Origin of the sequence: Dietzia kunjamensis, from assembly GCF_045689975.1 — a bacterium.
Classification (GTDB): Bacteria; Actinomycetota; Actinomycetes; order Mycobacteriales; family Mycobacteriaceae; genus Dietzia; species Dietzia kunjamensis.
Genome location: NZ_CP143297.1, coordinates 2903391 through 2925186, shown reverse-complemented (window position 1 = coordinate 2925186; position 21796 = coordinate 2903391). Strand labels below are relative to the sequence as shown.

At 71.7% G+C, this 21796-nt stretch carries 20 protein-coding genes; 17 read left to right on the top strand and 3 right to left on the bottom strand.

The genetic code is table 11. The annotated features are described in order from the left end of the window. The first annotated feature begins 6 nt into the window (after positions 1 to 6). Positions 7 to 3414: an SNF2-related protein gene (locus VZF99_RS13710; RefSeq protein ID WP_407335079.1), complete on the top strand. Its 3408-nt coding sequence runs from the start codon at positions 7 to 9 to the stop codon at positions 3412 to 3414. 42 nt (positions 3415 to 3456) lie between these two features. Here the strand turns inward: VZF99_RS13710 and VZF99_RS13705 are convergent, their stop codons facing one another. From VZF99_RS13705 to VZF99_RS13695, 3 genes are all read right to left on the bottom strand, one after another. Next, positions 3457 to 4248 carry an ROK family protein gene (locus VZF99_RS13705; RefSeq protein WP_067719438.1) on the bottom strand — a complete coding sequence of 264 codons (792 nt, stop codon included), beginning with the start codon at positions 4246 to 4248 and terminating at the stop codon, positions 3457 to 3459. Between the two features lie 113 nt (positions 4249 to 4361). After that, positions 4362 to 4652 (bottom strand): hypothetical protein, encoded by a 291-nt coding sequence (locus VZF99_RS13700; RefSeq protein ID WP_154829744.1) that lies wholly within the window; start codon positions 4650 to 4652, stop codon positions 4362 to 4364. Positions 4653 to 4738: 86 nt separating this feature from the next. Next, positions 4739 to 5572, bottom strand: a complete 834-nt coding sequence (locus tag VZF99_RS13695) for a hypothetical protein (RefSeq protein ID WP_407335078.1) — start codon at positions 5570 to 5572, stop codon at positions 4739 to 4741. A 171-nt stretch (positions 5573 to 5743) separates the two neighbouring features. Between VZF99_RS13695 and clpB the strand changes: the two genes are divergently transcribed. From clpB to VZF99_RS13615, 16 genes are all read left to right on the top strand, one after another. Then, complete coding sequence (gene clpB / locus VZF99_RS13690) at positions 5744 to 8296, top strand: ATP-dependent chaperone ClpB (protein ID WP_163376298.1); 2553 nt, start codon at positions 5744 to 5746, stop codon at positions 8294 to 8296. A gap of 529 nt (positions 8297 to 8825) precedes the next feature. Further along, positions 8826 to 9506 carry a hypothetical protein gene (locus VZF99_RS13685; RefSeq protein WP_407335077.1) on the top strand — a complete coding sequence of 227 codons (681 nt, stop codon included), beginning with the start codon at positions 8826 to 8828 and terminating at the stop codon, positions 9504 to 9506. Position 9507: 1 nt separating this feature from the next. Continuing rightward, positions 9508 to 10449 (top strand): hypothetical protein, encoded by a 942-nt coding sequence (locus tag VZF99_RS13680; protein ID WP_120286423.1) that lies wholly within the window; start codon positions 9508 to 9510, stop codon positions 10447 to 10449. A gap of 129 nt (positions 10450 to 10578) precedes the next feature. Continuing rightward, on the top strand, positions 10579 to 11457 hold the full coding sequence (locus tag VZF99_RS13675; RefSeq protein ID WP_407335076.1) for a sulfurtransferase: 879 nt from the start codon (positions 10579 to 10581) through the stop codon (positions 11455 to 11457). A gap of 103 nt (positions 11458 to 11560) precedes the next feature. Beyond that, entirely contained in the window at positions 11561 to 13825 is a 2265-nt protein-coding gene (locus VZF99_RS13670; protein ID WP_407335075.1) for a hypothetical protein, read from the top strand. A gap of 134 nt (positions 13826 to 13959) precedes the next feature. Further along, on the top strand, positions 13960 to 14517 hold the full coding sequence (gene pyrE, locus VZF99_RS13665; protein ID WP_132062441.1) for an orotate phosphoribosyltransferase: 558 nt from the start codon (positions 13960 to 13962) through the stop codon (positions 14515 to 14517). 5 nt (positions 14518 to 14522) lie between these two features. Further along, the gene (locus tag VZF99_RS13660; RefSeq protein WP_407335074.1) at positions 14523 to 15296 is read left to right on the top strand and encodes a lysoplasmalogenase family protein; all 774 of its coding nucleotides are present in this window, start codon (positions 14523 to 14525) and stop codon (positions 15294 to 15296) included. After that, entirely contained in the window at positions 15293 to 16135 is an 843-nt protein-coding gene (locus VZF99_RS13655; RefSeq protein WP_407335073.1) for an SDR family oxidoreductase, read from the top strand. The genes VZF99_RS13660 and VZF99_RS13655 overlap by 4 nt, the downstream gene beginning before the upstream one ends. Further along, entirely contained in the window at positions 16132 to 16782 is a 651-nt protein-coding gene (locus tag VZF99_RS13650) for a TrmH family RNA methyltransferase (RefSeq protein ID WP_407335072.1), read from the top strand. The genes VZF99_RS13655 and VZF99_RS13650 overlap by 4 nt, the downstream gene beginning before the upstream one ends. 87 nt (positions 16783 to 16869) lie before the next feature. Next, entirely contained in the window at positions 16870 to 17349 is a 480-nt protein-coding gene (locus tag VZF99_RS13645) for a DUF2975 domain-containing protein (RefSeq protein WP_120286419.1), read from the top strand. Continuing rightward, entirely contained in the window at positions 17349 to 17555 is a 207-nt protein-coding gene (locus VZF99_RS13640) for a helix-turn-helix transcriptional regulator (RefSeq protein ID WP_069390469.1), read from the top strand. Before VZF99_RS13645 ends, VZF99_RS13640 begins: the two co-directional genes overlap by 1 nt. Continuing rightward, positions 17552 to 17728, top strand: coding sequence for a hypothetical protein (locus tag VZF99_RS13635; RefSeq protein ID WP_407335071.1), 177 nt, complete (start codon positions 17552 to 17554; stop codon positions 17726 to 17728). Before VZF99_RS13640 ends, VZF99_RS13635 begins: the two co-directional genes overlap by 4 nt. Before the next feature lie 58 nt (positions 17729 to 17786). Further along, a complete protein-coding gene (locus VZF99_RS13630) occupies positions 17787 to 18782 on the top strand; it encodes an MsnO8 family LLM class oxidoreductase (protein ID WP_407335070.1) in 996 nt (331 codons plus the stop codon). Positions 18783 to 18912: 130 nt separating this feature from the next. Continuing rightward, positions 18913 to 19956 (top strand): class II fructose-bisphosphate aldolase, encoded by a 1044-nt coding sequence (gene fbaA, locus VZF99_RS13625; RefSeq protein WP_067719407.1) that lies wholly within the window; start codon positions 18913 to 18915, stop codon positions 19954 to 19956. A 265-nt stretch (positions 19957 to 20221) separates the two neighbouring features. Further along, positions 20222 to 21250 carry a DUF222 domain-containing protein gene (locus tag VZF99_RS13620; RefSeq protein ID WP_407335069.1) on the top strand — a complete coding sequence of 343 codons (1029 nt, stop codon included), beginning with the start codon at positions 20222 to 20224 and terminating at the stop codon, positions 21248 to 21250. After that, positions 21204 to 21776 (top strand): HNH endonuclease signature motif containing protein, encoded by a 573-nt coding sequence (locus VZF99_RS13615; RefSeq protein ID WP_407335068.1) that lies wholly within the window; start codon positions 21204 to 21206, stop codon positions 21774 to 21776. The genes VZF99_RS13620 and VZF99_RS13615 overlap by 47 nt, the downstream gene beginning before the upstream one ends. Positions 21777 to 21796: the final 20 nt, after the last annotated feature.

Here is a 21796-nt window from a genome sequence, read left to right as displayed (position 1 = left end):
GGCGGCGTGCTGACATCGACCGTCCGGGTTCCCGAGTCCGACGTCGAGTCCTTCGTTGGCTCGGCGGCGCTGGGGCGCGCCCGCGGCTACGCCAACGCGACGCGGATCCGCGACGTGGCGTACGACGCCGCCACCCACCGGCTCACCGCGAACATCAAGAGCAGCGGCGCCGCGGGGAGCGGGCGCTGGTACTCCACGTCCGTTCACCTCACCGTGCCGGCCGCGGACGGGTCCAGCCGCCCGCTGCGCAGCATGTGCTCGTGCCCCGTCGGGCTGAACTGCAAACACGCCGCCGCCCTCATGCTGTTCGTCAGCGCGCAGGCGAGCGATGACGACTCGATCCCCGACTGGCGGCGGCAGGCCGAGGATTCCCTGCGCGCGCTCGACACCCCGCGGTGGCAACGCGAGGCCCCGGTGGTGGGACTGCAATTCTCGGTGGTCCCGGACGAACTGGCGCCGGACGACGGCCCGGGCGGCCTACGTCCCGGATTGGGCAACCGCCTCAAGGCCCGGATCGTCGTCCCCGGCAGTGGCGGACGGTGGAAGTCGGCCGGGGTGGAGTGGGACCGCCTCCGCTACGGCTGGGACGGCGCGCTGTCGATGGCCCAGGCCGGGTGGCTGCGCGCCGTGGACTCCCTCGCCCGCAGCCACCGGCAGGCACGCGTGTGGCTGGACCTGTGCGACGCCGAGGTCCCCGCGCTGTGGCCGCTCATCGCGACCGCGGCCGAGGCGGAGATCGAGATCGTCCCCGGCGACGGCCTGCGCGAGGTCGTGCCCGGGCCACCCCGCCGTGTGGGATTGACCGCGTGGAGCCCCGACGGTTCGGAGCTGGTGCTGGTCGCCGCGGCCGAGGTGGAACCGGGACCGGACGGTACCCGGCCTCTATCCGACGACGACGAGGAGGTCGACCGCCCCCTGCCCGGCGCCCTCGTGGGGGAGCACGGGGACATGGTCGCGCTGGTCCGGGGCCGGGTGCTGGAGCTCTCCCCGGTCGGGCGGCTCGACCCCGGCGTGGCCCGGCGACTGCGCGACTGGCGGGCGCTCAGCGTCCCGGACGAGGCCGTCGCGGAGTTCTGCGCCGACTTCCTGCCCGACCTCGCCGACCGGTTCCCGGTGGTCGACCGCGTCGGGCGGCTCGAACTGCCCGAGTGGGACCGCGTCGAGCTCGAACTGACGATCCGCCCCCTCGCGGGAGCGGGAGCGGGAGCCGGCGCACGCGGCGGCTCGGGTGCCGGGTCTGCTGCCGGGCAGGGCCTGGAGTTGGTCCTGCAGTGGTACCGCATCGACGTGATGCGCATGTCCGACGGCACCGAGGCCGAGCGCCGCCGCCCGCTGACCGCGGAGGACCTGGGCCAGCGGGGGCCCGTCCACGGCGACCCGGACGTCGTGGCCCTGGCGGCCGCGGTCGCGGGGGCCGGCTGGCCCTGGATCATCGCGGACGGTTCTGTCCGGATCTCCGGCCGTGACGCCGGCCTGGTGCTCACCGACGGGATCGAGCAACTCGGCGCCCTCGACGGCATCCGCGTGACGGTCCTCGACGGCGTGCCGCAGATCCGCCGTGCGAGCGAGGGGCCGCGGATCCACGTCGCCACCGAGGACGACAGGTCCGGCATCGACTGGCTGGGCCTGACGGTCTCGGTGACGGTGGAGGGCCGCCCCGTCCCGTTCGCGGAGGTGTTCCGGGCTGTGGTCACCGGCCAGGAGGAGTTCATCACCGCCGACGGTCTGCTGGTCCCCGTGGACCTCGAGCGATTCGGGGAGCTGCGCGTACTGCTCGACGAGGCGATGGCGGCCTCCGCCGACCGCGTGGGCAGGGAGCCGGACTCCACGGGCGTGCGGATCGGCCTCGGGCAGGCGGGTCTCCTCGCCGACCTCGCCGAGTTGGCCGACGACCTGGCCCCGCCCTCCGGCCGCGCCAGAGCGCTGCTCGAACTGGCCTCCGACACGCCCGCACCCGTGCCCGTCCCCGCCATGCTCGACGCCGACCTGCGGCCCTATCAGCAGCACGGGTTGGACTGGCTCGCCATGCTCTGGCGCCACCGGATCGGCGGCATCCTCGCCGACGACATGGGCCTCGGCAAGACCGTGCAGGCGCTCGCGCTCATCGCCCATGCCCACGAGACGGCCGACACCGGGGAGGTCGGGCCGGGGGGCGACGCGGCGGGCGCCGGGGCGCCGGGCCCGTTCCTGGTGGTGGCGCCGTCGTCGGTCGTCCCCAACTGGGAGGCCGAGGCCCGCAGATTCGTGCCCACGCTGCGCGTGGCACGGCGGTCGGCGACCGAGGCCAAGTCGGCCACCACGGTCGCCGAGGACGCCCGCGCGCACGACATCGTGGTGACCTCGGCGACGGTCCTGCGGCTGGACGCCGAGTCCTACACGGGCGTGGAGTGGGCCGGGGTGATCCTCGACGAGGCGCAGCAGGCCAAGAACCCCACCTCCAAGCTCTTCGCCGCGCTGGCCGGGCTGCGGGCCGATTTCCTCTTGGCGGTGACCGGCACGCCGATGGAAAACAACCTCACCGAGCTGTGGGCGGTCGCGGCGCTGTCGTGTCGCGGTGTCCTGCCCGACGCCAAGGACTTCCGGGCCCAGTACCGCACGCCCATCGAGAAGAACGGTGACACGGCCGCACTGGACCGGCTGCGGCGGCGACTGCGGCCCTTCCTGCTCCGGCGACGCAAGGAGCTCGTGGCCGGCGAACTGCCCCCGCGCACCGATGCGGTGATGGAGATCGAACTCTCGGCCACGCACCGCCGGCTCTATGAGCGGGAACTGGCGCGGCAACGCGCGTCCCTGCTGGCGCTGCTCGACGACTTCGAGGCCAACCGGATCAGCATCCTCGCCGGGCTGACCGTGCTCAGGCGTCTCTGCCTGGACGCCTCGCTGATCGACCCGGCCCACGCCGGGGTCGCCTCGGCCAAGACCGACGAGCTCATCGCCGCGCTGCGGGAGGTGGTGGCCGAGGGGCACCGCGCGCTGGTGTTCAGCCAGTTCACCACCTACCTCGACACGGTCGTGGACCGCCTGCGCGCAGAGGGGATCACGGTGGCGCACCTCGACGGCCGGACCACCGACCGGGCGGGGGCCGTGGGTGAGTTCACCGAGGGCGGCGCGCAGGTGTTCTGCCTCAGCCTCAAGGCCGGCGGCGTCGGGCTGAACCTCGTGGGCGCCGACTACGTCTTCCTGCTGGACCCGTGGTGGAACCCGGCGACCGAGGCCCAGGCCGTCGACCGCGCGCACCGCATCGGCCAGACTCGACCGGTGCTGGTGTACCGGATGGTCGCCCGGGACACGATCGAGGAACGGGTGGTCGAGCTGCAGCGGCGCAAGGCCGAGCTGTTCGCGTCCGTCCTGGACAGCGGTGAGCACTTCTCGGCCGCGCTCACCGCCGACGACCTGCGGGGGCTGCTCGACTAGAACGTGCGGGCCGGGTGTCGGGGCCAGGCCACGAGCGTCGCCTCAGCGTCGCTCGGGGAAGGCCAGCCCCGCGGCGACGGCCGCCCCGAACAGCGCGGTGTCCCGCGACGGCGAGAAGACCACCCGAGGGGTGGACACCGAGATCGGCAGGGACTGGAGCTGTTCGGCTACCGGGCCGTGCAGGGCCTTGCCCAGACCGACCACGATGCCCCCCGTGAGCAGGACGGTCTGAGGGCGGAAGAGCTGGACGGCGTCCACGAGGAACGAGCCGAGCCGGTAGGCGTAGATCTCGGCGGCGCCGTCGCCGTGCTCGCGCTCGAGGTCGTACAGCCCGTGACCGCCGAGCCCCCACCAGGCCTCGGTGTTGGTGCCGTCGCCGACGATGCGCCAGTGCCCGAGGTCCCATCCGGTGTGGCCGCACGGGTGGATGAGCGCGCCGTGGTGATTGAGCGCACCGAACGCCAGGGAGGAGCCGAGCGAGATGGCGATCCCGCCGAACTCCACGTCGGGCAGTCGCGTCAGTGCCAGAGCATGGGCGTCACCGTCGCCGATGACGGAGACGGGCGCGTCGATCAGCGACACGAGTTCGGTACGCAGGTCGCCCTCCGCCCAGGCGGCGGCCCGCGAGGACACCACGCGTCCCCGGTCCGCGTCGACGTGTCCGTGGAGGGACACGCCCACACCGGCGGGGGAGTCGTCGACGGCGAGGACCGCTGCGGCGAGGTCCTCGGCCGTGGCGACCTCGGCCCCGTGGACGCCCACCACGTGGCCGTCGACCACGGCGCCGATCCGCGTACCACTGCCACCGATGTCGACGACGACGCCGTTCCTCATCGCTGCACCTCCGGTTCGCCCGCCACTATTCTCACCACTCATTCGTAGCGGTCGGGCAGCGGGCTGGGTGTCGACTCCGGTCGGGTGGGGGTACGGGGTGAGATGCTCAGGGGTCACCCGGTCTCGGCGTTGCGGATCGGATCGCTGGTCTGACCCACGGTGCTGCAGTAAAGCTTGGCCGCCTCCTGGTTGAGCGTGACCTCCATGCCGGCGGGATCGGACTGCCCCTTCTCGTCGAGGAAGGTGGTGATCACCTCGCGCTGGTCCTCGGGCGCCATCTCCATGTAGTCGCCACAGGTGGTGTCTCCTCCCTTGTTCGGGTCCATCGCACCGCAGCCGGTCAGCGCGGCGAGGGCGAGGGCGGTGGCGGCGGCCAGTGCCGCGGGGCGGGGACGGGTGGACATGGGAACCTCCGGGGATGGTGTCGTCAGATGAGGCGAGCGTAGGCCCGCGGGGTCGGCGGCATTCCTCGTTCGGGCGATGCCCGGGCTCAGTGGCACCCGACCATGTGCAGCGCGAACCGGTCGCCGTAGCCGAGGATCGTCTGGATCTCGCCGATCCGCTCCTCCGTCATGATCTCGGGACGGTGGGGTCCGGCGTGGTCGATCCCGACGGCGTGCATCAGTTCGTGCAGGGTCAGACTTCGGGACCAGGGGTCTCCGGGGACGGGACTGACCTGGCCGGGTTGGATCACGACGGTCCCCTGCAGGATGAGGCCCCGGGGCCAGACCGCGCCGCCGCCGACCCCCGCCGCGCCGTGGGTGTGGAACATCGGATGGTCGCCGTACGTCACCGACAGGGCACCCTCCACGTCCTTCTGGTCGGGAGCGCCCGGTCCGGTGTAGCGCAGCGGTAGCCCGCTGGAGAAGGCGAGCGTATCCACCGCCCAGGCCAGATCTGTCTCGCTCCCCGGTGGGGCATCGAAGGACCGCACCGGGATCTCGTGCTCACACGGCCAGTGGGCCAGGTACCCGTCGTCGGTGGTCTCGACGGCGTAGTCGACGCCCTCGACGAGCCCGGCCGGCGGCGGGAAATCCTCCGGGCGTCGCGGCGACCATTCCCCGCGCAGCGGCACCGGGGCACCGGGGATCGTGGTGTCGACGGCGCGGGCGTCGCCGGCGCGGAAGATCCCGCCGTTGCCACCGGAGAGCCGGACCGCGACCTCTCCGATCGCCGCGACCGTGTCGCGGTGCCGTTCTGGGACCTTGTCCAGTAGGTACGGGGTCGTGCCGACCACCGCGAGGGCGATCACCACCGGGACGGTGACCGCCAGGACGTAGATGGCGATCCTGGTCGCGCGGGCTAGGGGACTGTAGTGATCCATGGCGCTACCGGTTGCTATCCGCAATCGAATATCGTGACGGCGTTCACATCCGGGCGCTCTACTTGAGTGGAATAGACTCAAGGAGGCGGAGGTTGTACGAGGCGTCCGGACGAAACGGAACCGGTATTGATTCCAGTACGCTCAACAATACGTCGAAGAAAGGACCGGTCGATGAGCCAGTTCAACCCCACGACCAAGACCCAGGCGGCTCTGTCGGCCGCAGTCCAAGCCGCCTCCGCGGCGGGTAACCCGGATGTGCGTCCGGGCCACCTGCTCGTGGCCCTGCTCGAACAACAGGACGGGATCGCGGGTCCCCTCCTCCAGGCCTGCGGGGTGGACCCGCAGCTCGCCCTGACCCAGGCGAAGGGCCTCGTCGGCGGCTACCCCAAGGCGTCCGGCTCGGGGCTCGCCGCCCCCAACTTCAACCGGGACGCCCTCGCCGTCATCAACTACTCCCAGACCCTCGCGGCGGAGATGGGCGACGACTACGTCTCCACCGAACACGTCCTCGTCGGGATCGCGGCCGGTCACACCGGTGGCGATGCGGCCAAGCTCCTCACCGAGCTCGGTGCCACCGAGGACGCCCTGAAGGCGGCGTTCACGGCGGTCCGCGGCAACACGCGCGTGACCACGGAGAACCCCGAGGACCAGTATCAGGCTCTCGAGAAGTACGCCACGGACCTCACCGCCCGTGCCCGCGAGGGCAAGATCGACCCGGTGATCGGGCGCGACTCCGAGATCCGGCGCGTCGTCCAGGTCCTCTCCCGCCGCACGAAGAACAACCCGGTGCTCATCGGCGAGCCCGGGGTCGGCAAGACCGCCATCGTCGAGGGGCTGGCCCGTCGCATCATCGCGGGCGACGTCCCCGAATCCCTCAAGGGCAAGACCCTGCTCTCGCTCGACCTGGGGTCGATGGTCGCCGGCGCGAAGTACCGCGGCGAGTTCGAGGAGCGCCTCAAGGCGGTGCTCGACGAGATCACGGCGGCCGAGGGGCAGATCATCACGTTCATCGACGAGATCCACACGATCGTCGGCGCGGGAGCGACCGGCGAGGGCTCGATGGACGCCGGCAACATGATCAAGCCGATGCTCGCCCGCGGTGAGCTGCGGCTGGTCGGCGCCACGACCCTCGACGAGTACCGCAAGTACATCGAGAAGGACGCGGCCCTGGAGCGCCGCTTCCAGCAGGTGTACGTGGGCGAGCCGAGCGTCGAGGACACCGTGGGGATCCTCCGCGGCCTCAAGGAGCGGTACGAGGTGCACCACGGTGTGCGCATCACCGACTCCGCCCTCGTCTCCGCCGCCGCGCTCTCGGATCGCTACATCACGCAGCGGTTCCTGCCGGACAAGGCGATCGACCTCGTCGACGAGGCCGCCAGCCGCCTCAAGATGGAGATCGACTCACGGCCCGAGGAGATCGACGCCGCCGAGCGGATCGTCCGCCGGCTCGAGATCGAGGAGGTGGCGCTGCAGAAGGAGACCGACGCGGCGTCCAAGGATCGACTGGTGGCCCTGCAGGCCGAGCTGGCCGACGCCAAGGAGCAGCTCTCCGAGCTCACCGCCCGCTGGCAGAACGAGAAGACCGCCATCGAGGGCGTGCAGAAGATCAAGGAGGAACTGGACGCCCTGCGCACCGAGTCCGAGAAGGCCGAGCGTGACGGCGACTACGCGCGGGTGGCCGAGATCCGCTACGGGCGTCTGCCGGAGCTGGAGAAGCAGCTCGCGGATGCCGAGGAGTCCGAGGCCGCGGCGGGCGCGATGCTCAAGGAGGAGGTCGGCCCGGAGGACGTCGCCGAGGTCGTCTCCGCGTGGACCGGAATCCCCGTGGGGAAGATGCTCGAGGGTGAGACCGAGAAGCTCCTGCGCATGGAGGATGAACTCGGTCGCCGGGTCGTGGGCCAGAGAGAGGCCGTCCAGGCCGTCTCCGACGCGGTCCGCCGCGCGCGCGCCGGGGTCGCCGATCCCAACCGCCCCACCGGGTCGTTCCTGTTCCTCGGCCCGACGGGCGTGGGCAAGACCGAGCTGGCCAAAGCGCTCGCGCAGTTCCTGTTCGACGACGAGCGGGCCATGGTCCGGATCGACATGAGCGAGTACTCCGAGAAGCACAGCGTCTCGCGGCTCGTGGGTGCCCCTCCGGGTTACGTCGGCTACGAGTCCGGCGGTCAGCTCACCGAGGCGGTGCGACGCAGGCCGTACACGATCGTCCTGCTCGACGAGGTCGAGAAGGCGCACCCGGACGTCTTCGACATCCTCCTGCAGGTGCTCGACGACGGTCGCCTCACCGACGGGCAGGGGCGCACGGTCGACTTCCGCAACACCATCCTGGTGCTCACGTCCAACCTGGGCGCGGGCGGGACGCGGGAGCAGATGATGGACGCGGTCAAGCGCGCGTTCAAGCCGGAGTTCATCAACCGGCTCGACGACGTCGTGGTCTTCGACGCACTCAGCGAGGAGCAGCTGGAGTCGATCGTCGACATCCAGATCGACGAGCTCGCGCGACGCCTCAAGGGTCGCCGCCTCACGCTCGAGGTGGACGACGCCGCAAAGGGCTGGCTCGCCCGGCGCGGTTACGACCCGGCTTACGGCGCCCGCCCGCTGCGCAGGCTGGTGCAGCAGGCGATTGGTGACAAGCTCGCCCGGTCCCTGCTGGGCGGCGACGTCCGTGACGGTGACACGGTCACCGTGTCACTGGCGGAGGACGGGGAGTCGCTCAGCCTCGACTGACCGGCGTCTGACGAGTCCGGTGCCTGACGGGCCCGACCACCGTGAATGGTGGTCGGGCCCGTCTCTCGTCATGTCGGGGATACGGACGGCCCCTCGACGTCTCTGTGATGAATATCACACAGACGATTCTCGAGGTGGGCGGCTGCGGTCGGGGCGTCCCCCGGGGGGCGTTCGGACTTGGTCGAGGCCCGTGATCGTGCCCCGGGGACGGGCCTCCGGGGCGGGTGCCAGAGGTGTGCGCACCTGCCGCGGACCGGGGCGGCGGAGGTGGGCCGGGCGCATCGCCGCTGGTAGGAAATTTACCGATTTATCGATTCCTCCCGCATTTGACCCCGCACGATTTGTTCGAAAATTCGAGGGTTTTTCCGGTCCGGTAAGGGGCGGAGATCTATGGGGGACGGCGCAGTTTAAGTTCGATGTTTTCCTCGGTCTTTGCCGAACAAAATAGCGCTTGACCTGCACCGTTCGGTGTGATCATCTTGTGGTCGACGGGCGCCCGGCCCGCCGACCCGAAGCCACAGGAGCCCTCGTGAACAACGACCACCATTCGAACATCGTGCCCTTCCTCCACACCCGCACCGAATCCGTCTCGGTGATCGTGGACGGATGGAATGTCCTACTCGGAGCCGCGGACGGCTTCGGCTACTCGCGACGCCCCCTCTCGACATTCACACTCGACATGCCCCGCCTCGCGGACGGCGTTGTCGCCCGGCGCCGACGGCCGGGCGGGGCGGTGCGGATCGGGATCATCCTGGGGAGGCATGAGGGGGCCGCCAACCCGGCGGCCCGTGCCGCCCAGGACGCCGCCACGCGACAGTGGGCCCGTGACTCCCGGGTCACCCTGATCGACCCCGGGATGGTCTCGGTCAGGGCCGCGGCCGAGGAGGCCCGCGCGGGAGACCGGACGCCGCACGACACCGTGGTTCCGATCCGTCGACATCGCGAGGAGAACGGGGACGCGGCGGTCCAGGAGTTGCTGACGCAGTGGACGGATGACGGCCTCACCGACGCGGCGATCCTCGTCAGTGCGGACGCGGACCACGCCGACTGCGTCGCCGACATTCGCAGGAGGCGACGGACCCACGTGGAGGTCGCCCGCTGGGAGTGGCAGGCCTCGAGGCTCTGGCAACCCGGCCTCTGGGTGCACCACCTGGCTCCCGACCTCCTCGACTCCGTCACCACAGACCGCGACCCCCGAAAGGTGGCCTGAGATGACCGACCCCGACCCGACCGACCCCGACCCGACCGACCCCACCCCGCCCGCCCCGCCGCCCACGGTCGGGGGCCCGACCGACGGTGACCTGACGGGAGGGTCCCCGGTCCTGTACACGACTGCCCACCTGTGCAAGGAGCATGACCGGGGCATGGACTACACGCTCGACGTGGTGGAGTACCTCACCGTGGACCTGGCCACCTGGCTCACGGACATCGCCCCGGACGGTTCCGGCCGCGGTCAGGAGGCCTCTGAGCGGGCCCGCCACCTGGGCAGGATGGTGGACCAGCTCTGCACCATGAGCACGCTGGTCGAGCTGTCCTTGCGCCAGCGCCGCGAGCTGGGTGACCCCACCACCGCCTGGGTCCTACTCGAACAGGCCCGCCAGCAGCTCGGCTGGGCGGCCAGTACCGCCGGGGCTCTCGCCCGGTCGATCGCCCGGGCTGAGGGGGACGTCGCCCGCGGCCCGGCCGATGCCGACGCCGGCCTGCCCGACGACGCGCTGCCCGACGACGAGACGACGATGATCGACGACGTCCTCGAGTTCTTCCTCGAGCGGGACCTGGCCCCGCGGCCCGACCACGCGAGGGAGGTGGTGGACATGGGAGACGGCGTCGGGGTGATCCCCGACCCGCGGCCCCTGACCCCGCTCGAGCTGGTCCCTCTTCAGCTGCTCTCGGCGACCGCCATGCAGTGCGGATCGGTGATCGACGACCCGGCCCCCCGGACACTCGTGGACCGGATGGCCTACGGGACCTACGTGGCCAGGCTGCTCGACGAGGCCTCGGAACTCCTCCGCGAGTACGGCCCCGCGGCCGGCCAGCGCGAGCTGGAGCGTCTCGCCGACACGGCACAGGAGGCCGCAGACATCATGTGGCAGCTGACGCCGGGGCCGCTGGAGGTCTTCGCCCCGCGCAGCGACGGGCCTGCGGCCGCCTGAACCGCGGTTCCCTGTGGCGGCGGGGCCGCGCCGGGGCGCGCCGCCCACCGCCGGGTGTTCACGTGAGACCGCTCACGGCGGGTCGATCGGGACCCGCCACCTCGTCGGCGGAAGGACTACTCTTAACACGTGACCCCAGACCCCGCCACCGATACCCAGGTCAGCCCCCTCCTCGTCACGGCTCGTGAGCTGATCGAGGACGTCGTCACGCTGCCGCCCCCGGTGATCCTCGATGTGCGCTGGCAGCTCGGGGACGCGAACGGTCGGGAGCACTACTGGTCCGGCCACATCCCCGGCGCGCAGTACCTGGACCTGCCCGGCGACCTCGCGGGGCAACGCAATGTCCGCGAGGGGCGTCATCCGCTCCCGTCGCCCGAGGACTTCGAGGACGCGATGCGCCGGGTCGGGATCGACGACGACAGTCGCGTGGTGATCTACGACGACTGCGGCAACACGTCGGCCGCCCGCGCCTGGTGGCTCATGCGCTGGGCCGGCAAGAAGGACGTCTACCTGCTCGACGGTGGGCTCAAGGCGTGGATCGCGGAGGGTGAGGACCTCGCCGTGGGGCCCGGGAACCCGGTCTCGCGCGGCGACTTCACCTTCGATCTGGACCACATGCTCACCGTCGGGATCGAGGACACCGCGACGTGGCCCGAGCGGGGCGTGCTCATCGACGCCCGCGCCCCGGAGCGCTACGAGGGCCGCACCGAGCCGATGGACTCGCGCGCCGGACACATCCCGGGCGCGGTGAACATGCCCACCGGGAACTTCCTCGACGAGCGCGGCCGCTTCCTGCCGGCCGACCAGATCCGCCGCATGTTCGCCGAGGTGGGCGTGACCAGTGGGTCCGACGCGGTCGTGTACTGCGGTTCGGGCATCCACGCCTGCCACGCGTTGGCGGCGATGGAGGTCGCCGGGATCGAGGCGGGTCGCTTGTTCCCGGGCTCGTGGTCAGCGTGGTCGGCGGACCGCAAGCGGCCGGTCTCGATCGGCGAGCAGCCCCGCTGACCGCCCTCGGCGCCTCGCCCACGCCCGTCTCTCATCCGGCCGCGCCCCCACGCGCCGCTGCGCCTGGCCGGGCACACCGCCACCCCTGACTACCCTTGGGGGCATGGTCTGGATCTGGTTCCTCGTAGCCCTCGTGCTGCTCGCCGCGGCGCTCGTCCTGCTGCGCCTGGACGCCAAGCAACGGGGAGGCGGCGCGGGTGGCGGCGCCCGTCGCGAGAGGCGGACGGCTGTCGACTCGCCGCCGGTGGGGAAGTCCCCGGACGAGGAGGACGACGACGAGGTCCCGCTCCTCGACGCGCCGGCGGATGAGGTGGGACAGGATCCCGGCTCGGCCGAGCGTGCGGGCGAGCCCCGTCTCGCGCCGTTCCAGCGGTCCGAGGCGTCCGACATCGAGCGCGAGGTGGCCGAGGGCGGCCCGGAGCCGGAGGTGGGCGCGCAGCCGGCGACGGGGGACGCGCCGCGCGATGTCGTGGAGACAACCGCGGCGGCGTATGGCGCCGACGGTTCGGACGCCGACGCCGAGGCAGGGCCGGACGCGGTGGCCGATTTCGGTGACCGCTCCGACGCGGACACGGACGCGAGCGCGGACGCCGTCGCCACGACGGGCCCCGTCGCCGACGATGGCCCCGCCGATCCCGCCCCGCTCGATCCGGCCGAGCCCACGGCGGAGTCGTCGCCGCGGCTGCTGGACCGGGTCCGGGCACTGCTGCCGGCGCGTCGGCAGCGTACGTCCGCGCTCGAGCCGGTCGAGGAGTCGCCCGCCGATCCGCTGGCGGATTCGCCGGTCGTGCGCTGGCTGGAGGACCGGGAGTTCGCCCCGACCCCCACTCCGGCGCCGGAGTTCATGCACGGGGACTTCTCTGGTGGACTCAGCGCACTGGGCACCGTGTCCCACGGGATCTTCCGTGGTCGCCGGGCGATCATGGGCGTCACCGGCGGACGCACCGTCCTCGCGCTGCGCCGCGGCACCGCCTCCGATGTGGTACTCGACCTGAGCCGCCCGGACGTCGAGGCCGAGCCCGGCTTCCACGACGCCGGCGAGGTCGGCGTCCTGGAGGCCCGGACCTCGGACTACGGCCGTCTCGATCTCATCGACCGCGATCGGCTGGTCGACGCCGTTCGGGAGGTGCCCGCCGGGGTGCGTCGCATCTGGGCCGAGGGCGAGTGGGTGGCGGCGACGGTCGACGGCGTCGACGACCCCTCCACCTGGGATGACGTGGTGATGGCACTGCACGGGGCTGCCGATGTTCTGGCTCCGTTCCCGCCGATCGGGGGGCGGGCCCGCGCGTTGCCCTCCGAGATCGATCCCGGAGCGCCCGGCGCGGCGGCGGGCCCTGAGGCCGACCCCACCGTCGGGATGGACGGCGAGGTCGGCACCGGCACGAACGGCGCCCCGGCGACGGCGGCGCTGCCCGACCCGGAGGACTTCGCCGTCGTCGACGACGAGGACACCGACACGGACACCGACACGGACACGGACACGGACACGGACACCGGCCGGGTCGCCGGCGTGGCCACCGCCGTCACCCCCGATGAGGGCACGTCGCCTCCGGCGCCCGAGCCCCGGCGGGCCGGTCACCTCCGCCTGGTCCCCGACCGCAGGGGGGCGCGCGACCTGACCGACGTGCCCGTCGTGGCCGACCGGGGAGACCCCGCCGACGACACCGCGGACGACACCGAGCACGGCGCTGCGGGCGACCAGGCCGCAGATGAACCCGTCACCGCTGTCGCCGCCGAGCCAGCACAGACCGCGGAGCCCGCCGCCGAAGAACCCGACCCGTTCGCCGAGATCATGGAGCCGTCGGGGCCGATCCCGGCCCGCGGCGACGTGGCGGCCGACCACCTGGCGCCGAGGCCCCCGCTGTCACGTCCGACTCGCGGTGTCGGGCAGGCCTACCCCGAGGACGCGTCGGTCCCTCCGCTCGCCGCGGGCGCGGCGACCGGCGCCGCCGGCATCAAGCCGCTCGGCTCGGAGGACGACGAGGACGAGATCCGCGACGAGGTCGAGCGGTTCGACGCCGCCCGCATCGACGGTGGCTCCGACCTCGACCGCACGTCGGGTGGCCGGCACGGGGCCGAGACCACCGAGGAGAGCCAGGAGGGCGAGTCGGGCCGGCTGACGGTCGCTGACCTCGCGGCCAAGGTGGGGGCGACGCCGTCGAGCGGGCGACGTCATCATCGGCGCGCGGAGCCGGACACGGAGCCGAACGCGGAGCCGAACGCGGAGTCTGATGAGCAGGCCGACGGGCGACCCAGCCACGAGGCCGGCGAGCAGGCGGACGATGCCTCCGGCCGCGAGCGTCCCGGCATCGACCCGGACGTGGAGCAGACCGCGAAGCTTCGGCTCCCGCCCGACATCAGGGACTGACCCGACGCCGCAGCGGGTCGGGTTGTTCCGGGGGCGGACTAGAGTCGGGGGCAGCCGTTCCGCCCACCGTGTCACCACAAACCGTGTCACCACACAACCGTGTCAATGAACACCGTGTCCCCGCGAGGAGTCCCATGACCGATCCCGTCACCGTCGACGCCCAGGCCCGCACGCGACTGTCCGAGCTGGTCGCCGAGCTGGCCGTCGTCCACGGACGCGTCACCCTCTCCTCGGGGCGCGAGGCCGACTACTACGTCGACCTGCGCCGCGCCACGCTGCACCACGAGGCATCGCCGTTGATCGGTCGGCTGCTGCGCGAACTCACCGCGGACTGGGACTTCGACGCCGTCGGTGGATTGACGCTGGGCGCCGATCCGGTGGCCACGGCGATCATGCACGCGCCCGGCCGGCCGATCGACGCGTTCGTGGTGCGCAAGGAGGCCAAGAAGCACGGGATGCAGCGCCGCATCGAGGGCCCCGACATCGTCGGTCGCCGTGTCCTGGTCGTCGAGGACACCACGACCACCGGGAACTCGCCGCTCACGGCCGTGGCCGCCCTGCGCGAGGCGGGCGCCGAGGTCGTGGGCGTGGCCACCGTGGTGGACCGCGCGACCGGTGCCGACGACGTGATCCGGGCCGAGGGCGTGGAGTACCGCGCGTTGCTGGGCCTGACCGACCTGGGACTGGAGTGACCGGCATGGATACGACGACGACAACGACGACGACGAGGACATTCCGCGATCGCCTGGTGCAGGCGCTGACGGAGCGGGTGAGCGCACTCGGCGACACGTCCCGCCCGGAGGGGCCCGCGTTCCTCGCGGCCGCCGCGGGGACGGAGATCGCCAAGGCCACCGGGGTCGGCGCGCTGGAGAAGCTGTGCAAGCCGGTGATCGTGCCGGCGGCGCTGGCGATCGCGCTGCGCGACGGTCGGCTCTCCGCGGTCGACACCGCGCTGCTGTCGGCCACCGGAGCGGCGTACACCGCCGGCGACGTGATCCTCATGCTCGGTGGCGGCCACGCGAGCCGGTCCAAGTCGAGGCTCGTCGCGGGTGCGGCGGCGTTCGGGGCGGGGCACCTGGCCCTGGGCGGACTCATGCTCCGGTCGGGGCTGCGGTTCAAGCCGGTGCAGTCCGCCGTGCACGGTGTCGTCGCCGGCGTCGCGGGCGCCGTGCTGCTCACGGAGGATCGCGCCAACGCCCCGCTCGCCGCGTACGGGGGGCTGCTCGCCACGCTGTCCGCGTTGGCCACCTCCGTCGACCGGTCGCACGGACCGGCGGCCTCGGTCCTGGCGGTCGCCGGGCCGGTCTTCCTGCTCAGCGACGCGTTGATCCTGGCCCGGCGCACGACCGCGGGCGGGACCGCACTCGCCCGGGCGCTGGACGTCGGAGTGATCGACACCTATTCCACCGCGGCGCTCCTGCTGCTCACCGGTACCGCCGCCGCGGCGCGTACCGCCGGGAGCGCGTCGTGACCGCCGCGGGCGCACCGGGTCCCGGCACGCCGTCCACCGGCACGGTCCGTACGGTCCTGGTCACCGGCGCCGGCCGCGGGATCGGCGAGGCCACCGCGCGCCGGTTCGCCGACGCCGGCTACCTCGTGGGCGCGTACGACCTCCAGCCCTGTGCGTGGGCCGAGGGAGACGAGCGGATCGTCACCGGTTCGCTCGACGTCACCGATCCCGACGCGTGGGAGGCCGCTCTCACCGAGCTCACCGCCCGTAGCGGTGGCGCGCTGGACGTGCTGGTCAACAACGCCGGCCTGCTCTACGGCACTCCGTTCATGGACGCGAGTTTCGAGCAGGACGCCGCGCTGGTGGACGTCAACGTCAAGGGGGTGCTCTACGGCTGTCGCGCCGCGTTCCCGTTCCTGGAGAAGTCCGCCACCCCGACCGTGGTGAACCTCTGCTCGGCGTCGGCGATCTACGGCCAGGCCGAGATGGCGACGTACTCGGCGACCAAGTTCGCGGTCCGCGGGATCACCGAGGCACTGGACCTGGAGTGGGCCCGCCACGGCATCCGGGTGTGCTCGGTGTGGCCGCTGTACGTGGGCACCGGAATGCTCGAGGGCGTGAACACCACCGGGATGCGCACGATGGGCGTGCGTCTCACGGAGGGCGACGTCGCCGGCGAGATCCTCGACCTGGCCGAGCAGACGGCGCGTGAGTCCTCCGGGGTGTTCGGCAGGATCCGCCGGGCGCTGGGCCGCGAGGTCCACCGGCCGGTCGGGAAGCAGGCCACCGCCATGTACCTGGCCTCGCAGGTCGCCCCCAGTCGACTCGTCAAGCTGTCCAATCAGCGCCTGACCTCGTGACGGCGGCGGGCCCGACCGAGTGGGGCGAGGGCGCGGTCGGCGTCGGCCCGTGGGAGCTTGAGCATCCCGGAGAACCGCGCCCGGCCGGCGACCGGTGGGATCTCGACCTCCTGGACGCAGGCGACCGCCGCAACGTGGTCGACCGCTACCGCTACTGGCGCCGCCAGGCGATCGTCGCCGACCTCGACACCCGTCGGCACCCCTTCCACGTGGCCATCGAGAACTTCGGCCACGACGCCAACATCGGCACCGTCGTGCGCACCGCCAACGCCTTCCTGGCCGCCGAGGTGCACATCGTGGGCCGCCGCCGCTGGAACCGACGCGGGGCCATGGTCACCGACCGCTACCAGCACCTGCGCCACCACGCCGACGTCGGCGCCCTCATGGAGTGGGCCAGCTCCGAGGGGCTGCCGGTCGTCGCCGTCGACAACCTCCCCGGTGCCGAGCCGCTCGAGACCGCGAGCCTGCCGCGTGACTGCGTCCTGCTCTTCGGTCAGGAGGGGCCCGGGGTGAGCGAGGACGCGCGCCTGCGGGCCGCGAAGACCGTCTCGATCGCCCAGTTCGGCTCGACCCGCTCGATCAACGCCGGCGTGGCCGCCGGGATCGCCATGCACGCCTGGATCCGCGAACACGCCGCCCCGGCCTGATCGCCATCTCGCCCGCCCACCGCGCCCGCCTGCCCGCCGTTTCCCGCACCTATTGATTTTCGATAGGTAGAGGTCCATAGTCGGTGTATGAACATCGAGAAACGAGCGGTCCTGCCGTTGCGGGTGTGCCTGGTGGTGCTGTTCGCGATACTGGTCCTGCTGCAGACCATGTCCCTGCCCGGGCAGTTCGCGCACATGGCCGAGACGTCACCGGGCGACGCGCACCTGCGGTGGCCGCTGACGGCCGTATCGATCTACTGGGTGGTGTGCATCCAGGTCGTGGTGGTGGCCACCTGGAAGCTGCTCTCGATGGTCAGGGCCGACCGCATCTTCACGGACGGGTCCCTGGTCTGGGTCGATGTGATCCTGGGGGCGATCGTCGCCGCCTGGGCGATGCTCGTGGTGGTGCTCGTGCTGGTCGGCATCAACGCGACTGATCCCGGCCTGCCGCTACTGCTCTTCCTCGTCGTCGTCATCATCACGGTCGCCGCGCTGCTCATGGTCGTCATGCGCGCGCTCCTCCGGCAGGCGACCTCCCTGCGCTCCGAGATGGACACGGTGGTCTGATGCCGATCATCGTGCGGATCGACGTCGAACTCGCCAAGCGCAAGATGAGCGTCGGAGAGTTCGCGGAGCGGGTGGGATTGACGCCCGCCAATGTCTCGGTGCTGAAGAACGGTCGGGCCAAGGCCGTGCGGTTCAGCACGCTCGAGGCGATGTGCCGGGTGCTCGACTGCCAGCCCGGCGACCTGCTCGAATGGGTCGAGGAATGAAGCGCCGGGTGCACTTCCTGCTGGTCCTGGCCGCAGTGCTGGCCATGACCGCGCTGGGGGCGACGGCGGTCGCCCTCGGTGAGGCCGACGACTCCCCGGGTCTGCAGGGGATCGGAGTGCTCGTGGTGATCGGTGCCGCGGTCGTCGCGCTGCGCTGGCGCGGGCCACGCTGATCGGCGCACGACCGGCCGTGTCCGCGATCGACATCACTTCCGGCGCTACGGTGTGGTCGTGGCCCCCACCGACCTGCCGGACACCCTCCGCCTCAGTCTCCTGGACAGGTCCCGGACCCGCGTCGGCGAGTCCCATGCCGCCGCGATCGAGGGCACCCTGGCCCGCGCGGAGCGGGCCGACGCCCTGGGCTTCCATCGTTACTGGACGGCCGAGCACCACGCCGTGCCCGGGATCGCCAGCGGGAGCCCGCCGCTGTTGATCGCGGCCGCCGCCGCGCGCACCGACCGTATCCGCCTCGGATCCGGGGGCGTGATGCTGCCCAACCATCGACCGCTGATCGTCGCCGAGCAGTTCGCCATGCTCGAGGCGATGCACCCGGGCCGTATCGACCTCGGGGTGGGACGTTCGCTCGGGTTCACCGCACCGGTCCGTGCGGCCCTCGGCGTCGCCGAGTACGACACCGACGCGTTCGCCCGCGATATCACCGCGGTGCAGGACTTCCTCCACGGTCGGGGGCCCGTCACCGCGCTGCCGGTCGTCGAGGCCCCGCCCCCGTTGTTCGTGCTCGCGACCGGTCGGGGCCTGGAGGTCGCTGCACGGGCCGGACTGCCCGTCGTGGTCGGGGGACCGAGGCTGCTCGCCGACCCGTCGCCCCTGGATCGCTACCGCGAGATGTTCCGGCCGAGCGAGGCCACGCCGGAGCCCTATGTGGTGGTGAGCCTGGAGGTGATGGTCGCCGACTCGGTCCGGACCGCGCGACAGCTACTCCTCCCGGAGGCGTGGGCGATGGCGGAATCCCGGGAGACCGGGGTGTTCGGCCCGCTGCGGTCGCCGACGGAGATCCTGGAACGGAGGTTCCGTCCGCAGCAGTTGCGCCGGGTGGAGGACTGGATGGCGGGGGCCGTCCAGGGGGACGCGGAGAAGGTCGCACGCGAACTAGCCGTGCTCGTCGAGCGGACCGGGGCCGACGAAATCATGGCGTCCACCTCGACTTTCGACCGCGATGACCTCGCCCGGGCCGACGCGGCGCTGGCCGAACTGCTCCCCGGCTGACCGGCACCGCACGGCTCGCGGGTGCGCGTCGTCACGCTGGCCTAGGCTGGAGGGTGTGCGCCCACCTCCACAGGGGTGCGGCGCCCCGAGATGCGCACGTCGCACAGCCGAGAACCCTGGAGGAGACCACATGCCCATCGCAACTCCCGAACAGTACAAGGACATGCTCGACCGGGCCCGTAACGAGGGCTTCGCCTACCCGGCGATCAACTGCACGTCCTCGGAGACCATCAACGCGGCCATCAAGGGCTTCGCCGATGCCGGGTCCGATGGCATCATCCAGTTCTCCACCGGCGGTTCCGAGTTCGGCTCCGGCCTGAACGTCAAGGACATGGTCACCGGCGCGGTCGCGCTCGCCGAGTTCGCGCACGTGGTGGCGGCGAAGTACGACGTCCTCGTCGCGCTGCACACCGACCACTGCCCCGAGGACAAGCTCGACGGCTTCGTGCGGCCGCTCATCGAGATCTCGCAGGAGCGCGTCGACCGCGGCGAGAACCCGCTCTTCCAGTCCCACATGTGGGACGGCTCGGCCACCCCGCTCGACCGCAACCTGGAGATCGCCAAGGAGCTGCTCGAGAAGACGGCAAACGCCAAGCAGATCCTCGAGATCGAGATCGGCGTCGTCGGCGGCGAGGAGGACGGCGTCGAGAACGAGATCAACGAGAAGCTTTACACCTCCCGTGAGGACTTCGAGGCCACCATCGACGCCCTCGGCGCCGGCAACACCGGGCAGCGCTACCTGCTGGCCGCGACCTTCGGCAACGTCCACGGCGTGTACAAGCCGGGCAACGTCAAGCTCAAGCCCGAGGTGCTGAAGATGGGCCAGGACGTCGCGGTCGAGAAGCTGGGCCTCAACGCCGGTGACCTGCCGTTCGACTTCGTCTTCCACGGCGGCTCGGGTTCGGCCAAGAGCGAGATCGAGGAGGCGCTGTCCTACGGCGTCATCAAGATGAACGTCGACACCGACACCCAGTACGCGTTCACCCGGCCGATCGCCGCGCACATGTTCGGCAACTACGACGGCGTCCTCAAGGTCGACGGCGAGGTCGGCAACAAGAAGGTCTACGACCCGCGTTCCTACCTGAAGAAGGCCGAGCAGGCCATGTCCGAGCGCGTCGTCGAGGCGTGCAACGACCTGAAGTCGGCCGGCAAGTCCAAGGGTGCCGCTGCTTGAGTGAACGCTGCTTGAGTGAGCGCTGCTTGATCGAACGCTGCTCGAGTGAACACGTCCTGATCGAAAGCGGCCTGGTCAGCCTGCCTGACCGGTCGGGTCTCATCGCGGCCTGACCCTGCCCCACCAGCGGCGCTCCTCCACCCGGAGGGGCGCCGCTGTCGTGGTGGACCTCTCGCCGCCGAATCGAACCCTTGTGCTACGCGGAGGGCGCCGGTAAGATCGCTTGTATGTTCGATTCGGGTGCGACGCTGAAGGGGGTGCGGTGGTGAGCGAGGAAACGGGGACGACGACGAGGTCGGCTTTCGCCGGGGCGCTCCGCGCGGTGCCGGAGTCCCTCGACACCCTGGGCACCGAGGCCCTGAGCGAGGTGGCGCGCTCGGCGACGCTGGCGCAGAACCTGGCGGCGGCGACCCGGCTGCAGGCGGCCCACCTGTTGGTCCAGGCGATGGGGAGTGTCGACAGGGGCTCCCCGGGGCCGGCGGATGCGCCGCCCTTCGGGGACTCGCGTCCCGCCTACTCCCGACTCGAACCCACTGACCGTGCGCGCGACCACCTGGCCGCGGCCATGTCGCTGACCGGGTGGCATGCTTCGCGCCTGGTCACGGCCGGCGTGCAGGTCCACACGCGTCTGCCGCGTCTCCGCAAGGCCATCGAACGCGGACTGTTCCCCGAACAGTTGGCGATCGACGCCGCCTGCCGTCTGGCAGAGGTGCCCGACACGATCATCGGTGCGGTGGAATCGGACGTCGTCGGCGCCCTGAGCCGAGACCTCGACGGGGGCCACCGGCCCAGTCGCTCGGCCCTGGACACGGCGGTCGACGCGTCCCGGGAGCGTCATGACCCACAGGCCGCCGGCGACGCCGTGGACGCCGCCGTCGACCAGCGGACGGTTCGGTTCCGCCCGGCCCGCGACGGCATGACCAGCATGTGGGCCTCGCTGCCCAGCGGGGATGCAGAGAAGCTCCGCCGCCGGATCGACTCCGCCGCCCGCGCTGCCTCGGAGTCGGGCCACCCCCGCACGCGCGACCAACTGCGCGCCGACGCCCTGTGCGCACTCGGGGACCCCACGACCAACGACATCGGCACGAGCCTGTACGACGCGGAAGAGTCGGCGGGCGCGTGCGATGCCACTACCGGCACCCGCGCCGACGCCGCCGACAGGCCCCCCGCTGGGAGCGTCGTGGGGCACCGAGCAACCCATCCGGATCTCGATCATCGACAGCGTCGCCCAGGGGCTGCCCAACCGCGTGCAGTTCGTGAACGGCGCCTATTCGAGCTTCGACTGGCTGTGTGAGGAGCTCCTGTCCGGCGGCGACTCCAGGGTCAGGTTCGAGATGCTCGACCCGCAGCCGGGTGTCCAGGACACACCGGACGCGGTGCTCAAGTACTTCATCACCCCGGCGCTGGCCGAGCGAATCCGGCTCCGCGACGGCACGTGCCGCCACCCGGGGTGCACTGTCGACGCCCACGACTGTGAGATCGACCATGTCATCGCCTTCGATCATCAGCGACCTGAACTGGGCGGACCCACCGCCGAGTGGAACCTCGTGTGCCTGTGTCGCAAGCACCATCGGGAGAAGACCTTCGGGCACTGCGCCTACCGACCCGGACCGCTCGGTGAGCTGACCATCATCACCGAGACCGGTCACGAACACCGCACCACACCACACGGGCCGCTGGCCCAGGCGCGCGACCGGATTCTCGACCACCGATGGCGACAACACGTCGACCGTCTCATCGCCGACGACGGCCACCTCACCAATCCGCCCGGCATCGAGCGGGACTACCGCACCGGCCGAGACGGTTCCCGGCCAGCCTGACTGCCAGCGGCAGACCCGGC

Bases quoted from the DNA above. Each gene is read 5' to 3' on its own strand.
- VZF99_RS13705 (WP_067719438.1), bottom strand. From the start codon at position 4,248: ATGAGGAACGGCGTCGTCGTCGACATCGGTGGCAGTGGTACGCGGATC.
- VZF99_RS13700 (WP_154829744.1), bottom strand. From the start codon at position 4,652: ATGTCCACCCGTCCCCGCCCCGCGGCACTGGCCGCCGCCACCGCCCTC.
- VZF99_RS13695 (WP_407335078.1), bottom strand. From the start codon at position 5,572: ATGGATCACTACAGTCCCCTAGCCCGCGCGACCAGGATCGCCATCTAC.
- clpB (WP_163376298.1), top strand. From the start codon at position 5,744: ATGAGCCAGTTCAACCCCACGACCAAGACCCAGGCGGCTCTGTCGGCC.
- VZF99_RS13680 (WP_120286423.1), top strand. From the start codon at position 9,508: ATGACCGACCCCGACCCGACCGACCCCGACCCGACCGACCCCACCCCG.
- VZF99_RS13670 (WP_407335075.1), top strand. From the start codon at position 11,561: ATGGTCTGGATCTGGTTCCTCGTAGCCCTCGTGCTGCTCGCCGCGGCG.
- pyrE (WP_132062441.1), top strand. From the start codon at position 13,960: ATGACCGATCCCGTCACCGTCGACGCCCAGGCCCGCACGCGACTGTCC.
- VZF99_RS13660 (WP_407335074.1), top strand. From the start codon at position 14,523: ATGGATACGACGACGACAACGACGACGACGAGGACATTCCGCGATCGC.
- VZF99_RS13645 (WP_120286419.1), top strand. From the start codon at position 16,870: ATGAACATCGAGAAACGAGCGGTCCTGCCGTTGCGGGTGTGCCTGGTG.
- VZF99_RS13640 (WP_069390469.1), top strand. From the start codon at position 17,349: ATGCCGATCATCGTGCGGATCGACGTCGAACTCGCCAAGCGCAAGATG.
- VZF99_RS13635 (WP_407335071.1), top strand. From the start codon at position 17,552: ATGAAGCGCCGGGTGCACTTCCTGCTGGTCCTGGCCGCAGTGCTGGCC.
- fbaA (WP_067719407.1), top strand. From the start codon at position 18,913: ATGCCCATCGCAACTCCCGAACAGTACAAGGACATGCTCGACCGGGCC.